This window comes from Pseudomonas sp. M47T1 (genome assembly GCF_000263855.1).
Taxonomy (GTDB): domain Bacteria; phylum Pseudomonadota; class Gammaproteobacteria; order Pseudomonadales; family Pseudomonadaceae; genus Aquipseudomonas.
In genome coordinates this window covers 139,708-157,712 of record NZ_AJWX01000008.1, presented here as the reverse complement: position 1 = coordinate 157,712, position 18,005 = coordinate 139,708, and the positions used below count along the sequence as shown (strand labels likewise).

Below are 18,005 nucleotides of genomic sequence, written 5' to 3'. Positions count from 1 at the left end.
GACGCTTGACCTTGCCAAGGTGGCAAGGTTGATCCTAAGGTCCTCTGCCAAGGAGGACCTTTCATGTCCAACGCCCTCACCCTCGAACTGCCGATCAGCGGCATGACCTGCGCCAGCTGCGCGGGCCGGGTCGAACGTGCCCTGAACAAACTCGACGGCGTGAAACTGGCCAGCGTCAACCTGGCCAGCGAACGTGCCCATGTGGAGCTGACCCAGGCCATGGACCCGGTGCAGCTGATTGCGGCCGTGGAAAAAGCCGGCTACAGCGCCAGCCTGCCCGATACCCCGCCAGCCGACCCTGCCCCGGCACTGCGCCGCGAACGCCTGGCGCTGGCCGCGGCGCTGTTGCTGGCCCTGCCCTTGGTCGCGCCCATGCTGGCTCAGCCATTCGGGCTGGACTGGATGCTGCCCGCGTGGCTGCAGTGGGCGCTTGCCACGCCGGTGCAGTTCATTCTGGGCGCACGCTTCTACGTCGCCGCATTCAAGGCAGTGCGCGCCGGTGCTGGCAACATGGACCTGTTGGTGGCCCTGGGCACCAGCGCCGGGTATGGCCTGAGCCTGTATGAATGGGCAAATACGCCCAGCGGCGGCATGCCCCACCTTTATTTCGAAGCCTCGGCGGTGGTGGTCGCACTGGTACTGCTGGGCAAGTACCTGGAAAGCCGCGCCAAACGCCAGACCGCCAGTGCCATTCGCGCCCTGGAGCAACTGCGCCCGGCGCGGGCGGTACGGCTGCGTGAAGGCGTGGAGCAGGAAGTGGCCATTGAGCAACTGCGCCTGGGTGACCAGGTAGTGGTGCGCCCTGGCGAACGCTTCGCCGTCGACGGCCAGGTGCTTGAAGGCCGCAGCCATGCCGACGAATCGCTGATCAGCGGGGAAAGCCTGCCGGTGGCCAAGCAACCGGGCGACTCGGTGATCGGTGGGGCCATCAACGGTGAAGGTCGCCTGCTGGTAGAGGCCCGAGCGTTGGGCAGTGAAGGCACCCTGGCGAAAATCATTCGCCTGGTGGAAGACGCTCAGGCCGCCAAGGCTCCGATCCAGAAACTGGTGGACCGCGTAAGCCAGGTGTTTGTGCCGACCGTTCTGGTACTGGCGCTGTTGACCCTGGTGGGCTGGTGGCTGCACGGCGCACCGCTGGAGCAGGCCATCATCAATGCGGTGGCCGTGCTGGTCATCGCCTGCCCCTGCGCGCTGGGCCTGGCCACACCGGCCGCGATCATGGCCGGCACCGGCGTGGCGGCCCGCCACGGCATTCTGATCAAGGACGCCGAAGCCCTGGAGCGTGCCCACCAGGTAAACCGCGTGGTGTTCGACAAGACCGGCACATTGACGTCCGGCACCCCGACCTTGGTGCACAGGCAGGCCCTGGGCATCGACGACGATACCCTGCTGCAATGGGCCGGCAGCCTGCAACAGGCCAGCGAGCACCCGTTGGCCAAGGCTGTGCTGCAAGCCTGCGGCGACCGCCAACTGGCCGTTCAAGCCCCGGCCGACGCCCGCGCGCTGACCGGGCGCGGTGTCAGCGGCACCGTGCAGGGCCGCGCCCTGGCCCTGGGCAATGGCCGCTTGCTCGCCGACCTGGGGCTGTCCGGCGACGCACTTCAGGCCCAGGCAAACGCCTGGGAAAGCGAAGGGCGAACCCTGTCATGGTTGATCGAACAAGGCCCCGCCCCGCAGCTGCTTGGCCTGCTGGCGTTTGGCGACAGCCTCAAGCCCGGTGCACGGGAGGCCGTGGCCCAATTGGCCCAGCGCCACATCAGCAGCCATTTGCTGACCGGTGACAACCAAGGCAGCGCCCGAGTGGTGGCGCAGGCGCTGGGCATAAACGATGTGCATGCCCAGGTGCTGCCCGCCGACAAGGCAGCCGCAGTGTCGCGGTTGAAAGCTGACGGCGTGGTGGCAATGGTGGGTGACGGCATCAACGACGCCCCGGCCCTGGCCGCCGCCGACATTGGCATCGCGATGGGCGGTGGCACCGACGTGGCCATGCAGGCGGCGGGCATCACCCTGATGCGCGGCGACCCGCGCCTGGTACCTGCGGCGCTGGACATCAGCCGCAAGACCTACGCGAAAATTCGCCAGAACCTGTTCTGGGCCTTTGTGTATAACCTGATCGGCATACCGCTGGCCGCCTTCGGCCTGCTCAACCCGGTGCTGGCCGGTGCCGCCATGGCGCTGTCCAGTGTCAGCGTAGTCAGCAATGCGCTGTTGCTGAAAACGTGGAAGCCCGACAGCCTGGAAGACAAGGAGTGACGCCATGAACATGAACATCGGCCAGGCGGCCCGCCACAGTGGCTTGAGCGCCAAGATGATCCGTTATTACGAGTCTACCGGCCTGCTCAAGCCGGCGCTGCGCACCGACAGTGGCTACCGCCTTTATCAGGACGATGACCTGCATACGCTGGCGTTCATCAAGCGCTCGCGGGACCTGGGGTTTTCCCTGGAGGAAGTGGCGCAACTGCTGACCCTGTGGCAAGACCGCGGCCGCGCCAGCGCCGACGTCAAGGCCCTGGCCCATCGGCACATCGACGACCTCAACCGGCGCATCGGCGAACTGACCGGGCTGCGCGACACCCTGCAGAACCTGGCGTCGCATTGCCAAGGCAATGACCGCCCGGACTGCCCGATACTGGCGGACCTGGCGTCCGGCCGCAGTTGCTGCCGGGCGTAGGCCCGTAGGAGCCGGGTAGCAGCGGCCGTAGGGTTGCGCCAGGGTGTTACTGCAACCACGGCGGTGGCGGCTCTTCGGCCTTGGACGGCGGGGCGTCGTCGGCGGCGCGGGCGGCCTGACGACGCTGTTCGTCGAGGCGTGCCGATTCGATTTCACGCATCACGCTGCCCACATCGGCTACCGACTCGTCATCAGCGAACTGGCCGGTCAGCACGCTGGCCGGGTGCAGCTTGCCCTCCTCGTACAGCGCCCACATTTCCCGCGCATAGCGGGTGTCGCGCAGCTCGGGGGCGAACTGGCCGAAGTAGCTGGCCATGTTGCCCACGTCACGCTCCAGCATGCTGAACGCATGGTTGTTGCCGGCCGCATCCACCGCCTGGGGCAAGTCGATGATCACCGGCCCGTCCGGACCCAGCAGCACGTTGAACTCCGAAAGGTCGCCATGCACCAGGCCGGTGCACAGCATCAGCACGATCTGCCGAATCAGGAATTCGTGATATTCGCGCGCCTGGTCGGCGTCAAGCTCTACGTCATTGAGGCGCGGCGCCGCGTCGCCGTACTCGTCGGCCACCAGCTCCATCAACAACACGCCTTCAAGGAAGTCGAACGGCTTGGGCACCCGCACGCCGGCGCCGGCCAGGCGAAACAGTGCCGCGACCTCGGCGTTCTGCCAGGCCTCCTCGGCTTCCTTGCGACCGAACTTGGACCCCTTGGCCATCGCCCGGGCCTGACGGCTGTTACGCACCTTGCGGCCTTCCTGGTACTCGGCCGCCTGGCGAAAGCTTCGTTTGTTCGCCTCCTTGTAGACCTTGGCGCAGCGCAGCTCATTGCCGCAGCGCACCACATAGACCGCTGCCTCTTTGCCACTCATCAGTGGGCGCAGCACCTCGTCGACCAGACCGTCTTCGATCAGGGGTTCAATGCGTTTTGGAGTCTTCATCAGCTTTTATTGGGGGTCCTTTGTAACCAAACACGCGGGAATGCACTGGTTCGGCGGCCATCCTCTCACAGTGGCGCCACAATGCCGACTTTTCCGGAGCAAAGGCAATGCCAAGCACTGTAAGCAGGTTTGACCTGTGCACCGTTTGACTCGCGCGAGTTGAAAAATTCACCTCAATTTCTTGGTATACCAGCCGACAATGTCAGCGCAGGCCAAAAAAAACATCGCCTGCGCAGCACCTTTTGTTTTCGATGAACTGCCCCTTTTATATAAAAAAGATTCTGGAGCGCGGATGAACATCAAACAGAAACTGACCTGGGCCTTCGCCGTGATCGCCTGCGTGCCGATCATCGTCGTCGCCACCCTGGTCATCCTCAATCTGCGCAGCGATGCCAGATCCAACTTCGTCGATGGCAGCAGCCGAGAGATCCGCCAGGTGGCCAATGCCATGCAGCTGTTCTTCGACGGTATCAGCCAGAACGTCGACTTCCTGGCCTCGCACCCGCTGGTCAAGGGCGCCGACGCCAGCATCAAGAGCTACATGGGCGCCGACGCCGCCAGCGTGCCCATGGGCGAGAAGGACAAGCAACTGTTCGACTTCTTCGCTAGCCTGGCCGCCAGCCACCCCAATTATTCCTATGTGTCGTACGGCACCAGCGCCGGTGGCTACGCCTTTTGGCCGGGCGACCCGAAAATGGCCAACTATGACCCGCGGCAGCGCCCCTGGTACAAGACGGCTATGGCCAACCCCGGCAAGACCCTGCGCACTTCGGCCTATTACTGGGCCGGCGACGACGCAGTACTGGTGAGCACCGTGCGCGCGGTGGCCAACCAGTTGGGCAGCCAGGGCGGCGTGGTCAATATCGACGTGTCGCTCAAGGGCCTGACCGAGATCGTCAAGCAGATCAAGCTGGGCGAAAGCGGCTACCTGATGCTGATGGAGCGCGACGGCACCGTGCTGGTCGACCCCAAGCAGCCGGAACACAACTTCAAGCCCCTGGGCGACCTGGGCGAGGGCTACGCGCAACTCGCCAAGGCCGGCAAGGGCCTGGTGGAGGTGGAGATCAATGGCGAACGCTACATGGCCAACGTCTGGCCGTCGGACCAGTTGGGCTGGACATTCATCGGCCTGATCAAGCAAAGCGAAGTGATGAGCGCCGCCACCTCGCTGACGTGGGTAATCGGCGGCATTGCCGCCGTGCTGGCACTGATTTTCGCCGTAGTGGGCGCCAGCTTCGCCAGTGTGATCGTCAAGCCGATCCGCAGCGTGGCCAACGGCCTGGAAGGCATTGCCCAGGGCGAAGGCGACCTGACTCAGAACCTGGCCATTCGCGGCAATGATGAAACCGCGCAGCTGGCCAACTGGTTCAACCAGTTCCTGGGGGCCATCCGCAGCCTGATTCAACACATTGGCGGCGCAGCAACCAAGATTCTCGCCAGCTCCAGCCAATCCACCCAGGTATCGTCCAACATGGCCGACGCCGCCGGGCGCCAGCGTGAAGCGGTGGACATGGTTTCCACCGCCTTCCACGAAATGGTGGCCACGGCCAACGAAGTGGCGCGCTCATGCAGCCAGGCCGCCGACTCTGCCGACAGCGGCCAGCGCCAGGCGCGCGAAGGCCAGCAACAGATCGATGCAGCGGTGACCAGCGTCGACCGCCTGAGCCAGGAAATCGAACAGTCGGCGCAGTCCATCGCCCAGCTTGAGCGCGACAGCAATGACATCCAGTCAATTCTGGGCACCATCCGCTCCATTGCCGAACAGACCAACCTGCTGGCCCTCAATGCCGCCATCGAAGCGGCCCGTGCGGGTGAGCAAGGCCGTGGCTTTGCGGTAGTGGCCGATGAAGTGCGGGCACTGGCCAAGCGCACCGCCGACTCCACCGCCGAAATCGACGGGCTGCTGGGCAACCTGGCGAAACGCACCAGCCAGGTCGCCCAGCAGATGCATGCCAGCCTGGAAGTGTCGCAGCAATCGGTTGAGCGCATCGGCCAGGCCCGCGCCAGCTTCGGGCAGATCCGTGAGTCGGTGGACGTCATCCGCGACATGAACACCCAGATCGCCACCGCGGCCGAGGAGCAGCATCAGGTGGCCGAGGACATCAACCGGCATATCAGCCAGATCCATGGCGATGCGCAACTGGTGGCGGAGCTGGCCAATACCGCGCGCAGCGATTCCCAGAGCCTGGCGGGGTTGTCCAACGAACTGGATGCGCTGGTGCGACGTTTCCGTACCTGACAGCGCGATTAAAAGCCTGGGCACGCGTTGCGTGCCTTCGCAGCCTGGCGGCAGCTCACAGGAATGGCGCTGAACGGTGGGTCAGAGCAGCACTGCTGTCCACGCCGAGACCAGCAACAGCACGGCCAACACCCGGTTCATGCGCTGCATCGCCCGCGGCGAGCTTATCCAGCGTGCGGAGCCTGCGCCCAGCAAGGCCCAGCAGGTCATGCATGGCAACGACACGAGGAAAAACCCCAGCGACAGCCAGTGCACCGCCAGGCCATGGGCGCTGAATACGCTGACCACGGCCAGGGCCATCATCCAGGTCTTGGGGTTGACCAGTTGCAGGCTGGCGGCGCCGCCCAGGCCCAGGCGGCGCTGGTCGTCGGCGCTGACAGCTTCGGCCGGTGCCGCCCAGATTTTCCAGGCCAGGGAGGTCAGCCACAGCAGGCCGACGGCGGTCATGGTCGGCTGCACATAGGGCAGGGTCATCAGCGTGCGTCCCACGCCGGTACCCACGGCCAGCACAATCAGCGCCGCGGCCGCGCAACCGCCCAGGATGATCGGCACGGTGGCGCGCAGGCCGAAACGGGCGCTGTTGCTCAGCACCAGGATGTTGGTGGGGCCGGGGGTAATGGAGGCAACAAAGGCGAACAGCAGAAAAGCGAGCATGGCAGGCTCCAAAAGCAGAGAGCCGTCATGATCGGGGTTACCCGGCGGTCAGTCTGGAAGGTTTGAGCAACGCTTGCGATAGGCCGCCGGGGTCATGCCGTAGGCGCGCAGGAACCAGCGCCCCAGGTGGCTCTGGTCGGCGAAGCCCAGGTCATTGGCAACGTCTGCCGGCCAGGCCCCCCCGGCCAACAGGCGACGCGCGCGAGCCAGGCGCAATTGCACCAGGTAGGCGTGGGGCGGCAGGCCGAACGCGGCCTTGAACGCGCGGGTCAGGCGGAAGCGGTCAATGCCGCAGGCGGCCGCCAGCTCATCCATGCCCAGGTCGCGGTAGCAATGGGCGTGCAGGTAGTCGCGGGCACGCTGGGCCACCAGCGGCAGGCGTGGGTCCGTGCTCTGGCGCTGGCGCCATTGGGTGTGCTGGGTCAACCGCCCCAGCAGGCCGTCCAGCGCGCTCTGGCGTACGATGCGCAGTTCCTGGCCATGCAGCGCGCCAAAGGCGAACAGTGCGGCCTGGGCCAGGCGCGGGTCCTGGGTCAGCGTTTCGGCAAAGCTGAGGGCGTGGTTGGCGGGTGCTTCCTCGAACAGGCTGGCGAGTTCGCGCTCTAGCCACTGCGGGTCCAGGTACAGCATGCGGTAGGTGAAGCCGGCGTCGTCGGGTGCCTCGCCGTCGTGGATCTCGCCCGGCTCGATGAGGAAAATCTTGCCCGGGGTGCTGTCGTGCCGGGCACGCCGGCAGTTGAAGCGCTGCACACCCTGCTCGGTGACGCCTACCAGGTAGCTGTCGTGCCAGTGCGGGTCGTAGGCATGACCTTTGTAGAAGTGCGCGCGCAAGGTCTCGATACCGGTTTCGCGGTCCTGGGCCAGGTCGATCCAATTGGAAGGGTTCATGGCTCAAGCTTATCGCGCGCGCGCCGGGGGCTGTCTAGAAGCTTTGTGCAGTCAGGCGACCGGTGACCAGTGGCCCTCCATGTGCAGCAGGTCGGACTTGCCCTTGAGCTCGAACTGGCCGCTGGAACCGCCGGTACTGGCCCACAGCACCAGTTCGCTGGGCAGCCGCACGGGCTTGCGGAACTGTGCCTGCACCTCGAAATTGGCCGCGGGCAGTTGTTCGCGCAGTGCCGCCAGCGAGCGCGCCTTGCTCCACATGCCATGGGCGATGGCCGTGGGAAAGCCGAACAGCTTGGCACTGGCCGCGCTCAGGTGAATGGGGTTGTAGTCGCCGGACACCTTGGCGTATTTACGCCCGCAGTCGTTGCCGGCGTACCAGCGTGCCTGCTCGATCATGGGCGCGGTGGCGCTTTGCAATTCGCCGGGTGGCGAGCCTTCCAGCTTCACGCCCTTGCACAGCATCACGCTGTGTTCTTCCCACAGCGGCCCCAGTGCATCCTCGACCTGAGTGACCAGATTGAAGGTGGCGCCTTTTTCGTGGGGCTGGAGGTTTTCCACATGCACGCTGGCGCGCACGCGGCTCAGCCCGCCAAGGGGGCGCAGCACGCGCAGGCGATTGCTCAGGTGCACCAGGCCCAGCAAGGGGAACGGAAAATCGTGGCCGGTGAGCAGCTGCATTTGCAGCGCGAAGGCCATGACGTGTGGATAGGTGGGGGGCAGCAGGCCGCTCTCGCCAAAACCGCACACTTGGCGGTACGCGGCCAGGTTCTGGTTATCCACCGTCAGCCAGGCCCGCAGCCCAGTGTCGGGCAATTGCTGGCCACTGACTTTGCGCCGCAGTGCGGCACGGGTGTAAAGGCCGGAAAGGGAGGCCACGCGGTCGAGGTCTTGCCAGTGAACGCTCATGTTCAGGCCCCTACCACGCTTTGCCCGCACACCCGCAGCACCTGGCCATTGACCGCGCCACTGCCCGGCTGGGCCAGCCACGCTACGGCCTCGGCCACATCCTGCGGCAGGCCGCCCTGGCCCAAGGCGTTCATGCGCCGCCCGGCTTCGCGCAGGGCGAAGGGCATTTGCGCGGTCATGTGAGTTTCGATAAAGCCTGGGGCCACGGCGTTGATACTGGCGCCGCGCTCGGCCAGCGTCGGCCCGTAAGCCTGCGCCAGGCCGATGAGCCCGGCCTTGCTGGCGGCATAATTGGTTTGCCCCCGATTGCCGGCAATGCCGCTGGTGGACGCCAGCAGCACCACGCGGCCGTTGTCGCGCAGGGTACCGCTGTCGAATAGCGCCTGAGTCAGCAGTTGCGGGGCATTGAGATTCACCGCCAGCACCGAATCCCAGTATTCGGGGGTCATGTTGACCAGGGTTTTGTCGCGGGTAATGCCGGCATTGTGCACCACCACGTCGATGCCGTCGGGCAGCGCCTCTATCAGTTGCTGCGCGGCGTCGGCGGCGCAGATGTCCAGGTCCACGGTGCGCCCACCCAGGCGCGCGGCCAGAGCGTCGAGGTCGGCCTTGGCCTGTGGCACGTCCAGCAGGATCACCTCGGCGCCATCGCGCGCCAGGGTTTCGGCAATGGCGGCGCCAATGCCGCGCGCCGCACCGGTCACCAGGGCTTTCTTGCCGGCCAGGGGGCGGGTCCAGTCGGCCACCTTAATGGCGCAGGGCGCCAGGCGCAGTACCTGACCGTCCACGTAGGCGCTCTTGGGCGACAGAAAGAAGCGCAGTGCGCCTTCCAATTCGGTCTCGGCACCGTCTTCCAGTTGCAGCAGTTGCAACACACCGCCACTGCGCAACTCCTTGGCCAGCGAGCGGGTAAAGCCCTCAATGGCCTTCTGCGCGATGTGCGCCGCAGGTACCAGGCCGTCGGGCACGCGCCCCAGCACCAGCAGGTGGGCGCTGCCGTCGAGGCTCTTGACCAGCGGCTGGAAGAATTCGCGCAGTTGCTTGAGCTCTGCGATGTCGGCGATGTGCGTGGCGTCGAACACCACCGCCTTGATCTTCGGCCCCAGCCCTGGTGTCCAGGCGGGCAAGATGGTGGCCTCGCTGGCAAAGGCCACGGCGTTGTCGGTCAGTTTCGGCGCCAGTTCGGCCACTGTTGCCGCCAGCGGCCCACCGCCTACCAGCAGCGTGCCGTCGATGGGGCGCAAGCGTCCGGCCTGCCAACGCTCCAGCCGGGCTGGAGTGGGCAGCCCGACGGCGCCGACCAGGCGGCGGCCGATGTCGGAATTGGCGAAGTCGATATAACGGTCGGACATGGAACGCTCTCCGGCAGATTGAGTTCAAAGTGTGGACCACGTTAGCGCGTCAGTCGTTCGCTTGATGAGGTTAGCCGGTGGCGTCAGAAGGCGACCACGGAATTTACGCCTAGGCTGTACACGCATGACTTGCCTATACCCACAGGGAGCCTCACATGAATGCAGTGCGTCGGGTCGCCATCATCGGCGGCAATCGCATCCCCTTCTCCCGTGCCAACGGCCCTTATGCCCTGGCCAGCAACCAGGCCATGCTCACCGCGGCGCTGGAAGGCCTGATTGAACGTTTCGGCCTGCATGGCGAGCGCATGGGCGAGGTGGCCGCGGGTGCGGTGCTGAAGCTGTCGCGAGACTTCAACCTGACCCGCGAATGCGTGCTGGGCTCACGCTTGTCCCCGCAAACCCCGGCCTATGACGTCAGCCAGGCGTGCGGTACGGGCCTTGAAGCGGCGCTGCTGGTGGCCAACAAGATTGCCCTGGGGCAGATTGAGTGTGGCATTGCGGGTGGCGTAGACACTGCGTCCGATGCGCCTATTGCCGTCAGCGAGGGCATGCGCCAGATTCTGCTGCAGGCCAACCGCGCCAAGGGCACGGCCGCCAAGGCCAAGGCCCTGCTGCAATTGCGTCCGCATCATTTCAAGCCCGAGTTGCCGCGCAACGGCGAACCGCGCACTGGCCTGTCCATGGGCGAGCACTGCGAGCTGATGGCACAAACCTGGCACATCAGCCGCGAAGACCAAGACCTGCTGGCCCTGCACAGCCACCAGAACATGGCCCGCGCCTATACCGATGGCTGGCACGATGACCTGGTCACCCCCTTCCTGGGCCTGACCCGCGACAACAACCTGCGCCCCGACCTGACCCTGGAAAAGCTGGCGGCGCTCAAACCGGTGTTCGAGCGCAGTACCAAGGGCACGCTTACCGCCGGCAACTCCACGCCGCTGACCGATGGCGCCTCGGTGGTGCTGCTGGGCAGTGAAGAATGGGCGCGTGCGCGCCGGCTGCCGGTGCTGGCGTACCTGCGCGACGGCGAAACGGCGGCGGTGGATTTCGTCAATGGTCAGGAAGGGCTGTTGATGGCACCGGCCTACGCGGTGCCTCGCCTGCTGGCGCGCAATGGCCTGAGCCTGCAGGACTTCGATTACTACGAGATCCATGAAGCCTTCGCCGCTCAAGTGCTGTGTACCCTGAAAGCCTGGGAAGACGCTGACTACTGCCGCACCCGCCTGGGCCTGGAGGCGCCGCTGGGGGTTATTGATCGCAGCAAGCTGAACGTGAAGGGTAGCTCGCTGGCTGCCGGCCATCCGTTTGCCGCCACGGGCGGGCGTATCCTGGCCAACCTGAGCAAATTGCTTGCCCAGGCTGGTAGCGGTCGCGGGCTGATTTCAATATGCGCCGCCGGTGGCCAGGGGGTGACCGCGATTATCGAGCGCTGACCGGCGCCTGGGCGTCGATTTCGGCCAGGGTCTGGGTTTTTTTGCGGTGCGAGTAGCCCTCGGCAATCACCGAGCAGACGATCAACTGCAGCGGGTGATAGATCATGATCGGCAGCAAGATCAGGCCCAGGCCCGGGTTGGCACCGAAGATCAGCGCAGCCATGGGCGCACCGGCCGCCAAGGATTTTTTGGTGGCGCAGAACACCGCCGCCACTTCATCGGCGTGGTTGAAGTGCAGGGCCTTGGCGGTACGGGTGGTCAGCACCAGAATCACCGCCAGCAGAATCGCCGTGCCCACGAAGGCGGTGATCAGCACGGTATCGCCCTGTTGCTGCCACATGCCCGAGACCATGGAGTTGCAGAAGGCGGCGTAGACCAGTAGCAGAATCACCAGCTTGTCGATCACGTTGGTGTATTTCTTGTAGCGGGCGAAGAATTTGCCCAGCAGCGGGCGCATCAATTGGCCCAGCACCAGTGGCAGCAACAGCATGGCGCACAGGTCGAGCAGGGTCTTGCCCAGGTCGATACCGCCGCTGCCGGTGCCCACCACCAGGCTTACCAGCCATGGCGTGATGAAAATGCCCAGCACGCTGGACAGGCTGGCATTGAGGATGGCTGCCGGTACGTTGCCGAACGCGCTGCCGGTAAGGGCCACCGACGAGGAAATGGTCGACGGCAGCGCGCACAGATAGAAGAACCCCAACATCAATGTGGGCGACACGAATGCGCCGAACAGCTTGTCGCACGCCAGCCAGATCAGCGGGAACACCACGAAGGTGAACACTTGCACCATCAGATGCAGCCGGGTGTTTTTGAGGCCATGGCGGATCTGCTCGCCGGACAGGTTGATGCCGTGCATGAAAAACACCACGAACACCCCGGCGTTGATCACGTATTCGGCGTGCATCGAGCCGCCACTGGCACCGAAGCGCGGGAAGAAGTAGGCCAGCAGCGTGGCCATGAACATGCCGAGCAGGAACCAGTCGGTCACTACGCGTTTAAGGTGTTTGAGCGCTTGCATAACAGGATCCTGCGGACGGATTTGTAATCATTGGTCGCAAAGATTACCGTGAGCAATCTTCTGCCGTCTTGCGACATAAGGCCAACTGATGCCGACTAACGGACAAACAGGCCTGCCACGCCTGATTCCCGAACTCAGCCGCCTGCCGCGGCCCTTGTACGCCCGCGCCGAAAGTTTGAACGCCGGCTCGTGGACGCCGCCCCATCAGCATGACTGGGTGCAGTTTTCCTATGCCATCAGTGGCGTGTTGGGGGTGCACACCGCCGAAGGCAGCTTTTTCGCGCCGCCCCAGTGGGGCGTATGGATTCCGGCCGGGCTGGAGCACCAGGTGGTGACCTCCATGCGCGCCGAAATGCGCAGCCTGTACGTTCGCCGCGAAGATGCGGCCTGGGCCGCGCCGCGCTGCCGGGTGCTGGAAGTCACGCCGCTGGCGCGGGAGTTGATCAAGGGCTTCTGCCAATTGCCGGTGGACTACCCCGAAGGCGATACCGCACCGGCGCGGCTGGTGCAAGTGTTGCTGGACCAGTTGGCGGGGTTGCCGGAAGTGGGGTTTTCCTTGCCCTTGCCACGCCACGCGCGGCTGTTGGGCTTATGCAACGAACTGATCGAAAACCCCGAGCAAGCCGTTACCCTCAGTGACTGGGCCAACCGTATGGGCACCTCGGAGAAAACCCTGATGCGCCTGTTCCAGCGTGAAACCGGCCTGAGCTTCCGAGGCTGGCGCCAGCGCATGCGCCTGTTGTCATCGCTGGACAACCTGGAGCAGGGGCAAAGCGTAACCACGGCAGCGCTGTCGTGCGGCTACGACTCCACCTCGGCCTTCATCGCCGCGTTCAAAGGCCTGTTCGGCATCACCCCCGGTGAGTTGTTTCGCTAACCCGCCATGTGCGCAACCCGTGCCGCTGCCGCTTGCAACGGCCAGGCCTGACATACCCGGGTACTGATTTGCGCGCAACCCTTAGCGTGGGGCAACTACCCTATTGGTTCTATGCCAGGGAGGGTATTCACATGTTGCTGGATCAACGAAGTCACTGTTTGCGCAAAGCGCGGCTAAGCGAACCAGGCGGGTTCTATCTGCTGACGGTGGTTACCCACGAACGAGACAAGGTGTTCGCTGATTGGCGAATCGGCCGGTTATTGGTTACCGAGTTGAGGGCTGCGGAGCAACACGCCCAATCGGTGGCGTGGGTCGTCATGCCTGATCATCTTCATTGGTTAGTGGCGTTGCGTGAGGGGACCCTGGCCGAGTTGATGTGCAGGGTTAAATCTCGCAGCAGTTTGCGAGTCAACCAGGCGCTGGGAGGAAGAGGGCGGCTCTGGCAACGTGGCTATCACGATCGTGCCTTGCGGCGGGAAGACAATATCAGGGAGGTGGCGAGGTATGTGATTGCCAACCCCTTGCGTGCGGGTCTGGTTGCACGCGTTGGGGATTATCCACTGTGGGACGCCATGTGGTTGTGACTGGGCGCGCTTTGAAGGTCCTGCGGACCTTCGGCGATGTCATGCCGCAGTGCGGGCCTTCGCTGCCTTTCTGCAGCGCCTACAGCTTCTATACAGATTTTCATTCGCGTTGCTCTTGCGCGCCGCGCGCCTGCGCCCCAAGCTTCAGGCACAGGAGAGCCCCATGAACCTCGAAGAACTGACCCAACGCCTGCATCGCATCCGCGACAATAATGACTGGCGTGGCTTCCACAGCCCCAAGAACCTGGCCATGGCCGCCAGTGTCGAGATGGCCGAGCTGGTGGAAATTTTCCAATGGCTGACCGAAGACCAGTCGCGCCAGTTGCCCACCGACCAGCTTGAACACGCAGGCCAGGAAGTGGGCGACATCGTCCTCTATCTGTTGCTGCTGTGCAGCGAACTGGGGCTGGACATGGAACAAGTTGTGCGCAGCAAGCTGGCCCACAGCGAAGCGCGGTTCGCCAAATGAGCGACCGTCATTTCGACCAGTTGGCCACCCGTTTCGCCGAGAAAATCTACGGTGGCGCCAAAGGCGCGATCCGCCTGGCCGTGCTGCAGGCCGACCTTGCCGAGGCCCTGCCCCGGCGCCCCCTGCGCGTGCTGGATATTGGCGCCGGCCTGGGCCACATGTCGCTGTGGCTGGCCCAGCAAGGCCACCAAGCGACCCTGGCCGAGCCCGCCGAACCCATGCTCGACGGCGCCCGCCAGCGCTTCGCCGACGCAGGCCACACCGCCACCTTCATCCAGGCGCCCTGGCAGGACCTGCCCGGCCTGCTCAGCGAGCAATACGACCTGGTGATCTGCCACGCCGTGCTGGAATGGCTGGCCGAACCGCACACCATCCTGCCGGTACTGCACAGCCTGGTAGCCCCCGGCGGTTGGCTGTCGCTGGCGTTCTACAATCGCGACGCGCTGGTGTATCGCAACCTGCTTAAGGGCCATTTCCGCAAATTGCGCAGCAATGACATGGCCGGCGAAAAGCAGAGCCTGACCCCGCAGATGCCCCTGGACCCACGCGAGCTGCAGGCGCAACTTGATGGCCACTGGCTGGTCGAAAGTAGAAGCGGCGTCAGGGTGTTTCACGACTACATGCCGGTCGACTTCCAGAAGAAGGCCGCGCTGGAAGATTTGCTGGAAATGGAACTGGCCTACCGTCGCCACCCAGCGTACGCGGGCCTTGGCCGCTATCTGCACTGGATCTGCCGTCCCGTCTGACGCTGTGGAGATCACTATGTACCGCCCACTTGCCCTGAGCCTGATCTGCCTGACCCTGGCGGCCTGCGCCAGCCCCAACCCCTACACCGCCAGCTCCAACCCGCTGCCACCTGCGCCCCCGCAAGCGGCGCAAACCTTCGACGCCAGCGCCTACCCTGCTGCGCCGCGGGACTTTGCCAGCTATCGCAGCTGGACCTGGTTTAACCACCAACTGCCGCCCGGCAGCCCGCTGGCCGACTCCGACCAGATTGCCGAGGCCGTCAGTGAAGGCCTTGACCAACGCGGCCTGCGCCCCGCGCGCAACGGCGCGGCCGACCTGCTGGTGAGCACCGACGTGCGCATGGAGAAACGCCTGCGCCAGGTGCAGGAAGATTACGGCCCAGGCCCAGGTTATGGCCCCTACGGCCCGTACGGCGGCTACCCTCCAGTAGTACGCACCTATGAAGTGCAGGTGATGGTGGTGCGCCTAACCCTGTTCGACGGTGCCAGCGGCCAACCGGTGTGGAGCACCAGCGCCGAGACCGACGGTCAAGGCAGTATCAGTCAACGCGGCGATGCCCTGCGCGGCGCCGTCAACAAGGCCCTGGCGGCCTATCCGCCACGCTAGGCAATGGGAGAACGTCATCATGTTCCGCCGTCTTGCATTACTGTCACTGGTGGCGCTGCTGCTCAGCGCCTGCGAGAGCAACCAGGTCAATCACGACTTCGATGCCAGCCGTGACTTCGGCGCCTACCGCAGTTGGAGCTGGAAGAATCCGGCCTTGCAGTACCGCCCCGATGATCCACGCATCAAAAGCGACCTCACCGAACAACGCATCCGCGAAGCCGTGGCCAGCGAGCTGGACCAGCGCGGCCTGCGCCCCGCCAAGGCCGGCGTCCAGGGTGACCTGAGCGTGCAGACCTATCTGATCGTGGAAAATCGCCAGCAGCAGATCACTACCAACTATGGCGGCGCCTGGGGTGGTTATTGGGGCGGTTACTGGGGGGGCCCGGCCTACAACGAAACCCGCAGCGTGGACTACAAAGTAGCGACCATCCAGGTGGACTTGCTGGACGGCCATGACGGCAAGCTGGTGTGGCGTGGCAGTTCGGAACAGGTGATGAACAACTACCCGCCTAGCCCATCCGAGCGCACCGCGGCCATCCAGAAGACCGTGACCAAGGTGTTGTCGAACTACCCGCCGAAATAACCCGCAAACCTGTGGGAGCTGGCTTGCCAGCGAGTTGTTCGGCCCTGAAAAGCTCGCTGGCAAGCCATCTCCCACAGGCAAGCGCTCACCTGGCTGCTACGCTGAACCACACCCACTGGACGTGACAGTGTCAGCAAGGAGTGCTCGATGGTCCCGCGCTTTGCTTCTGCGCACCGGCAACGCGGTGCTATCGGGTTGATGGCGGCGATTACCCTGGGGATGGCGCTGCTGTTTATGCTCCTGGTAATCGACAGCGGCCGGTTGTACATGGAAAAGCGCATGCTGCAACGGGTGGTCGATACCGCCGCCTTGGAAGCCTCCAACCTCAATGCTGTGTGCAGCGGCACGGGCGTCAACGCGCTAACCCAGGCCACCGCCAGTGCCGCGCGCAATGGCTTTACCCTAATCAACGGCAGTACCCTGACGGCCACCTGCGGGACGCTGACCACCGGCAGCGATAACCTGCGGGTGTTTTCCGCCAGCACTACCGCCACCCAGGCCATTCAAATAGTTGCCACCGAACCGGTGGCCACCAGTGTGGCGGCGGGGGTTTGGACGATGGTGTCGGGGGGCAGTTTCAATACTACTACGACGCTACGGGCGCAGGCGACGGCGGGGTATGTGGGAGACCCGCTGGCGCAACTGACGATTCGCAGCGGACTGGCGAGCGTCAGCAGCAGCCAATCCGCCCTGCTGAATGCCGTCATCGTCGGCGTGTTAGGCGGCAGCCTCAACCTCACCGCGGTCCAATACCAGGGGCTGGTAAACACCAACGTCAACCTGCTGAGTTTTCTGAACCAGGCGGCCATATCGGTGGGTGTGACCGCCGGGGACTACAACACACTGCTGAACACCAATGTAAGCGTCGCAACCCTGGTGCAAGCGGCCGCGACTGTCGTTCAACAAGGTGGCTCAGCGGTCGCGGTAACCTCTACACTTGGGCAAATCTCGGCGTTGGGCAGCGGCTCCACGATAAAGCTTGGAGATTTGATCCAGGCCGCTACAGGCACCAGCACCGCAGGGCTGGATGCCAGCGTGCAGTTGCTGCAACTGGTGCAGGGGATTGTTCAGGTGGCGGGCAAAGGCAAGGCCGTTGATATCAGCACCGGGGTAAATCTTGGTGCCCTGGCGAATCTCAGCGTGAAAGTGGGGCTGATCCAGCCACCGCAGTTTTCAGCTATCGGTAACCCAAACCTTGCCGCACTGAACCCGGCGGGAGCCAACCGAATTTATGTCTCGACCGCACAGGCGAGGATATTGATTTCTTTTCAATCGGGTCTGGTGAACGGTGCCGTCTCGCTTGCAACGAGCTCGGTTAACTTTTTGGCAGACACCCTCTGCCTCATTGGAACCTGCACGCTCCCTGACCTGGCTTCCAACCTTTCGATTGACGTGGGTGTATCCGCCGCTACGGGCGACGCCTTTGTGGTCAAAGCTGACTGCACTGGCACCAATAAAGCGCTTACCGTCAAGTCGGAGCAGTCAGCAGCAACAATCATGTTGGGCACCGTAGATTCGGCCAGCTTCTTTTCATCCACCACCCCTCCCTCGTCTACCCCGCCTCTTACCCTGGTGGATATCGGAACCAAGACCTGCAGTCGCGCCGGCCTTCTTGGCCCGTTGGTATGCGGAGCTCGTACCGCCTCGACAATAGGCTCCGTAACGCTTGGCGGGAAATTCCAGGTGGGTGCCGGGAACAGCACCTCAATTTACTCACCAACGCCCAACCTCGGGCTGACGCCGCTATACAAGGCTTTCTCGTCCACCAACATCGTAACCAACCTGGGTAGCAGCCTGTCCAGCCAAAACCTGGTATCGCTCAACACCAATTCAGTTGGTTTGCTCAGTCTCGTCAGTACGATCGTGAACACCCTGCTGGCTAGCGTGACGTCAGCGCTCACCTCGATACTGGGGCCACTATTGGACCCAGTAATCAACGGCCTGCTTGGATTGCTAGGCGTTGATGTGGCCAATATAGATGTCGGCGCCAACCTGAGCTGCCAGACTGGCCGCGCGCAATTGGTCCTTTAGCCTG

Annotated in this window: 17 protein-coding genes and 1 pseudogene; 12 read left to right on the top strand and 6 right to left on the bottom strand. The window is 64.2% G+C overall.

What is annotated here, in order from left to right:
• The first annotated feature begins 63 nt into the window (after positions 1-63).
• Both PMM47T1_RS11540 and cueR read left to right on the top strand, forming a co-directional pair.
• Entirely contained in the window at positions 64-2,253 is a 2,190-nt protein-coding gene (locus tag PMM47T1_RS11540) for a heavy metal translocating P-type ATPase (protein WP_008368800.1), read from the top strand.
• 10 nt (positions 2,254-2,263) lie between these two features.
• Complete coding sequence (gene cueR / locus PMM47T1_RS11535; RefSeq protein ID WP_008368798.1) at positions 2,264-2,671, top strand: Cu(I)-responsive transcriptional regulator; 408 nt, start codon at positions 2,264-2,266, stop codon at positions 2,669-2,671.
• Between the two features lie 46 nt (positions 2,672-2,717).
• On the opposite strand, the gene PMM47T1_RS11530 is transcribed toward cueR, so the two are convergent.
• Complete coding sequence (locus PMM47T1_RS11530) at positions 2,718-3,611, bottom strand: PA4780 family RIO1-like protein kinase (protein WP_008368796.1); 894 nt, start codon at positions 3,609-3,611, stop codon at positions 2,718-2,720.
• A gap of 199 nt (positions 3,612-3,810) precedes the next feature.
• Here PMM47T1_RS11530 and PMM47T1_RS30845 point away from each other — a divergent pair.
• Positions 3,811-4,992: pseudogene (locus tag PMM47T1_RS30845) on the top strand (cache domain-containing sensor histidine kinase); the annotation flags it as partial.
• 90 nt (positions 4,993-5,082) lie between these two features.
• Positions 5,083-5,850 (top strand): methyl-accepting chemotaxis protein, encoded by a 768-nt coding sequence (locus tag PMM47T1_RS30840; protein ID WP_425225014.1) that lies wholly within the window; start codon positions 5,083-5,085, stop codon positions 5,848-5,850.
• Positions 5,851-5,931: 81 nt separating this feature from the next.
• Here the strand turns inward: PMM47T1_RS30840 and PMM47T1_RS11520 are convergent, their stop codons facing one another.
• The 4 genes from PMM47T1_RS11520 to PMM47T1_RS11505 are packed head-to-tail and all read right to left on the bottom strand — an operon-like array spanning position 5,932 to position 9,650.
• Complete coding sequence (locus tag PMM47T1_RS11520) at positions 5,932-6,504, bottom strand: LysE family translocator (protein WP_008368791.1); 573 nt, start codon at positions 6,502-6,504, stop codon at positions 5,932-5,934.
• Positions 6,505-6,552: 48 nt separating this feature from the next.
• A complete protein-coding gene (locus PMM47T1_RS11515) occupies positions 6,553-7,392 on the bottom strand; it encodes an AraC family transcriptional regulator (RefSeq protein ID WP_008368788.1) in 840 nt (279 codons plus the stop codon).
• Between the two features lie 51 nt (positions 7,393-7,443).
• A complete protein-coding gene (locus PMM47T1_RS11510) occupies positions 7,444-8,298 on the bottom strand; it encodes a MaoC family dehydratase (protein WP_008368786.1) in 855 nt (284 codons plus the stop codon).
• A 2-nt stretch (positions 8,299-8,300) separates the two neighbouring features.
• Positions 8,301-9,650 carry a 3-oxoacyl-ACP reductase gene (locus PMM47T1_RS11505; RefSeq protein ID WP_008368784.1) on the bottom strand — a complete coding sequence of 450 codons (1,350 nt, stop codon included), beginning with the start codon at positions 9,648-9,650 and terminating at the stop codon, positions 8,301-8,303.
• A gap of 155 nt (positions 9,651-9,805) precedes the next feature.
• Here PMM47T1_RS11505 and PMM47T1_RS11500 point away from each other — a divergent pair, with 155 nt between their 5' ends.
• Positions 9,806-11,083: an acetyl-CoA C-acetyltransferase gene (locus PMM47T1_RS11500; RefSeq protein WP_008368781.1), complete on the top strand. Its 1,278-nt coding sequence runs from the start codon at positions 9,806-9,808 to the stop codon at positions 11,081-11,083.
• Here the strand turns inward: PMM47T1_RS11500 and PMM47T1_RS11495 are convergent.
• On the bottom strand, positions 11,070-12,104 hold the full coding sequence (locus tag PMM47T1_RS11495) for a bile acid:sodium symporter family protein (protein WP_008368779.1): 1,035 nt from the start codon (positions 12,102-12,104) through the stop codon (positions 11,070-11,072). The genes PMM47T1_RS11500 and PMM47T1_RS11495 overlap by 14 nt on opposite strands.
• An 88-nt stretch (positions 12,105-12,192) precedes the next feature.
• Here PMM47T1_RS11495 and PMM47T1_RS11490 point away from each other — a divergent pair, with 88 nt between their 5' ends.
• From PMM47T1_RS11490 to PMM47T1_RS11460, 7 genes are all read left to right on the top strand, one after another.
• Positions 12,193-12,981, top strand: coding sequence for an AraC family transcriptional regulator (locus PMM47T1_RS11490; RefSeq protein ID WP_008368778.1), 789 nt, complete (start codon positions 12,193-12,195; stop codon positions 12,979-12,981).
• A 131-nt stretch (positions 12,982-13,112) separates the two neighbouring features.
• Entirely contained in the window at positions 13,113-13,565 is a 453-nt protein-coding gene (locus tag PMM47T1_RS11485; RefSeq protein WP_008368776.1) for an REP-associated tyrosine transposase, read from the top strand.
• A 163-nt stretch (positions 13,566-13,728) separates the two neighbouring features.
• On the top strand, positions 13,729-14,034 hold the full coding sequence (locus PMM47T1_RS11480) for a MazG-like family protein (RefSeq protein ID WP_008368774.1): 306 nt from the start codon (positions 13,729-13,731) through the stop codon (positions 14,032-14,034).
• Complete coding sequence (locus PMM47T1_RS11475; protein WP_008368772.1) at positions 14,031-14,780, top strand: methyltransferase domain-containing protein; 750 nt, start codon at positions 14,031-14,033, stop codon at positions 14,778-14,780. The genes PMM47T1_RS11480 and PMM47T1_RS11475 overlap by 4 nt, the downstream gene beginning before the upstream one ends.
• Positions 14,781-14,796: 16 nt before the next feature.
• Entirely contained in the window at positions 14,797-15,387 is a 591-nt protein-coding gene (locus PMM47T1_RS11470) for a DUF4136 domain-containing protein (protein ID WP_008368770.1), read from the top strand.
• Between the two features lie 19 nt (positions 15,388-15,406).
• Positions 15,407-15,970, top strand: coding sequence for a DUF4136 domain-containing protein (locus PMM47T1_RS11465; protein ID WP_008368768.1), 564 nt, complete (start codon positions 15,407-15,409; stop codon positions 15,968-15,970).
• Positions 15,971-16,168: 198 nt separating this feature from the next.
• Positions 16,169-18,001, top strand: a complete 1,833-nt coding sequence (locus PMM47T1_RS11460) for a pilus assembly protein TadG-related protein (protein WP_443216092.1) — start codon at positions 16,169-16,171, stop codon at positions 17,999-18,001.
• Positions 18,002-18,005 lie beyond the last annotated feature (4 nt).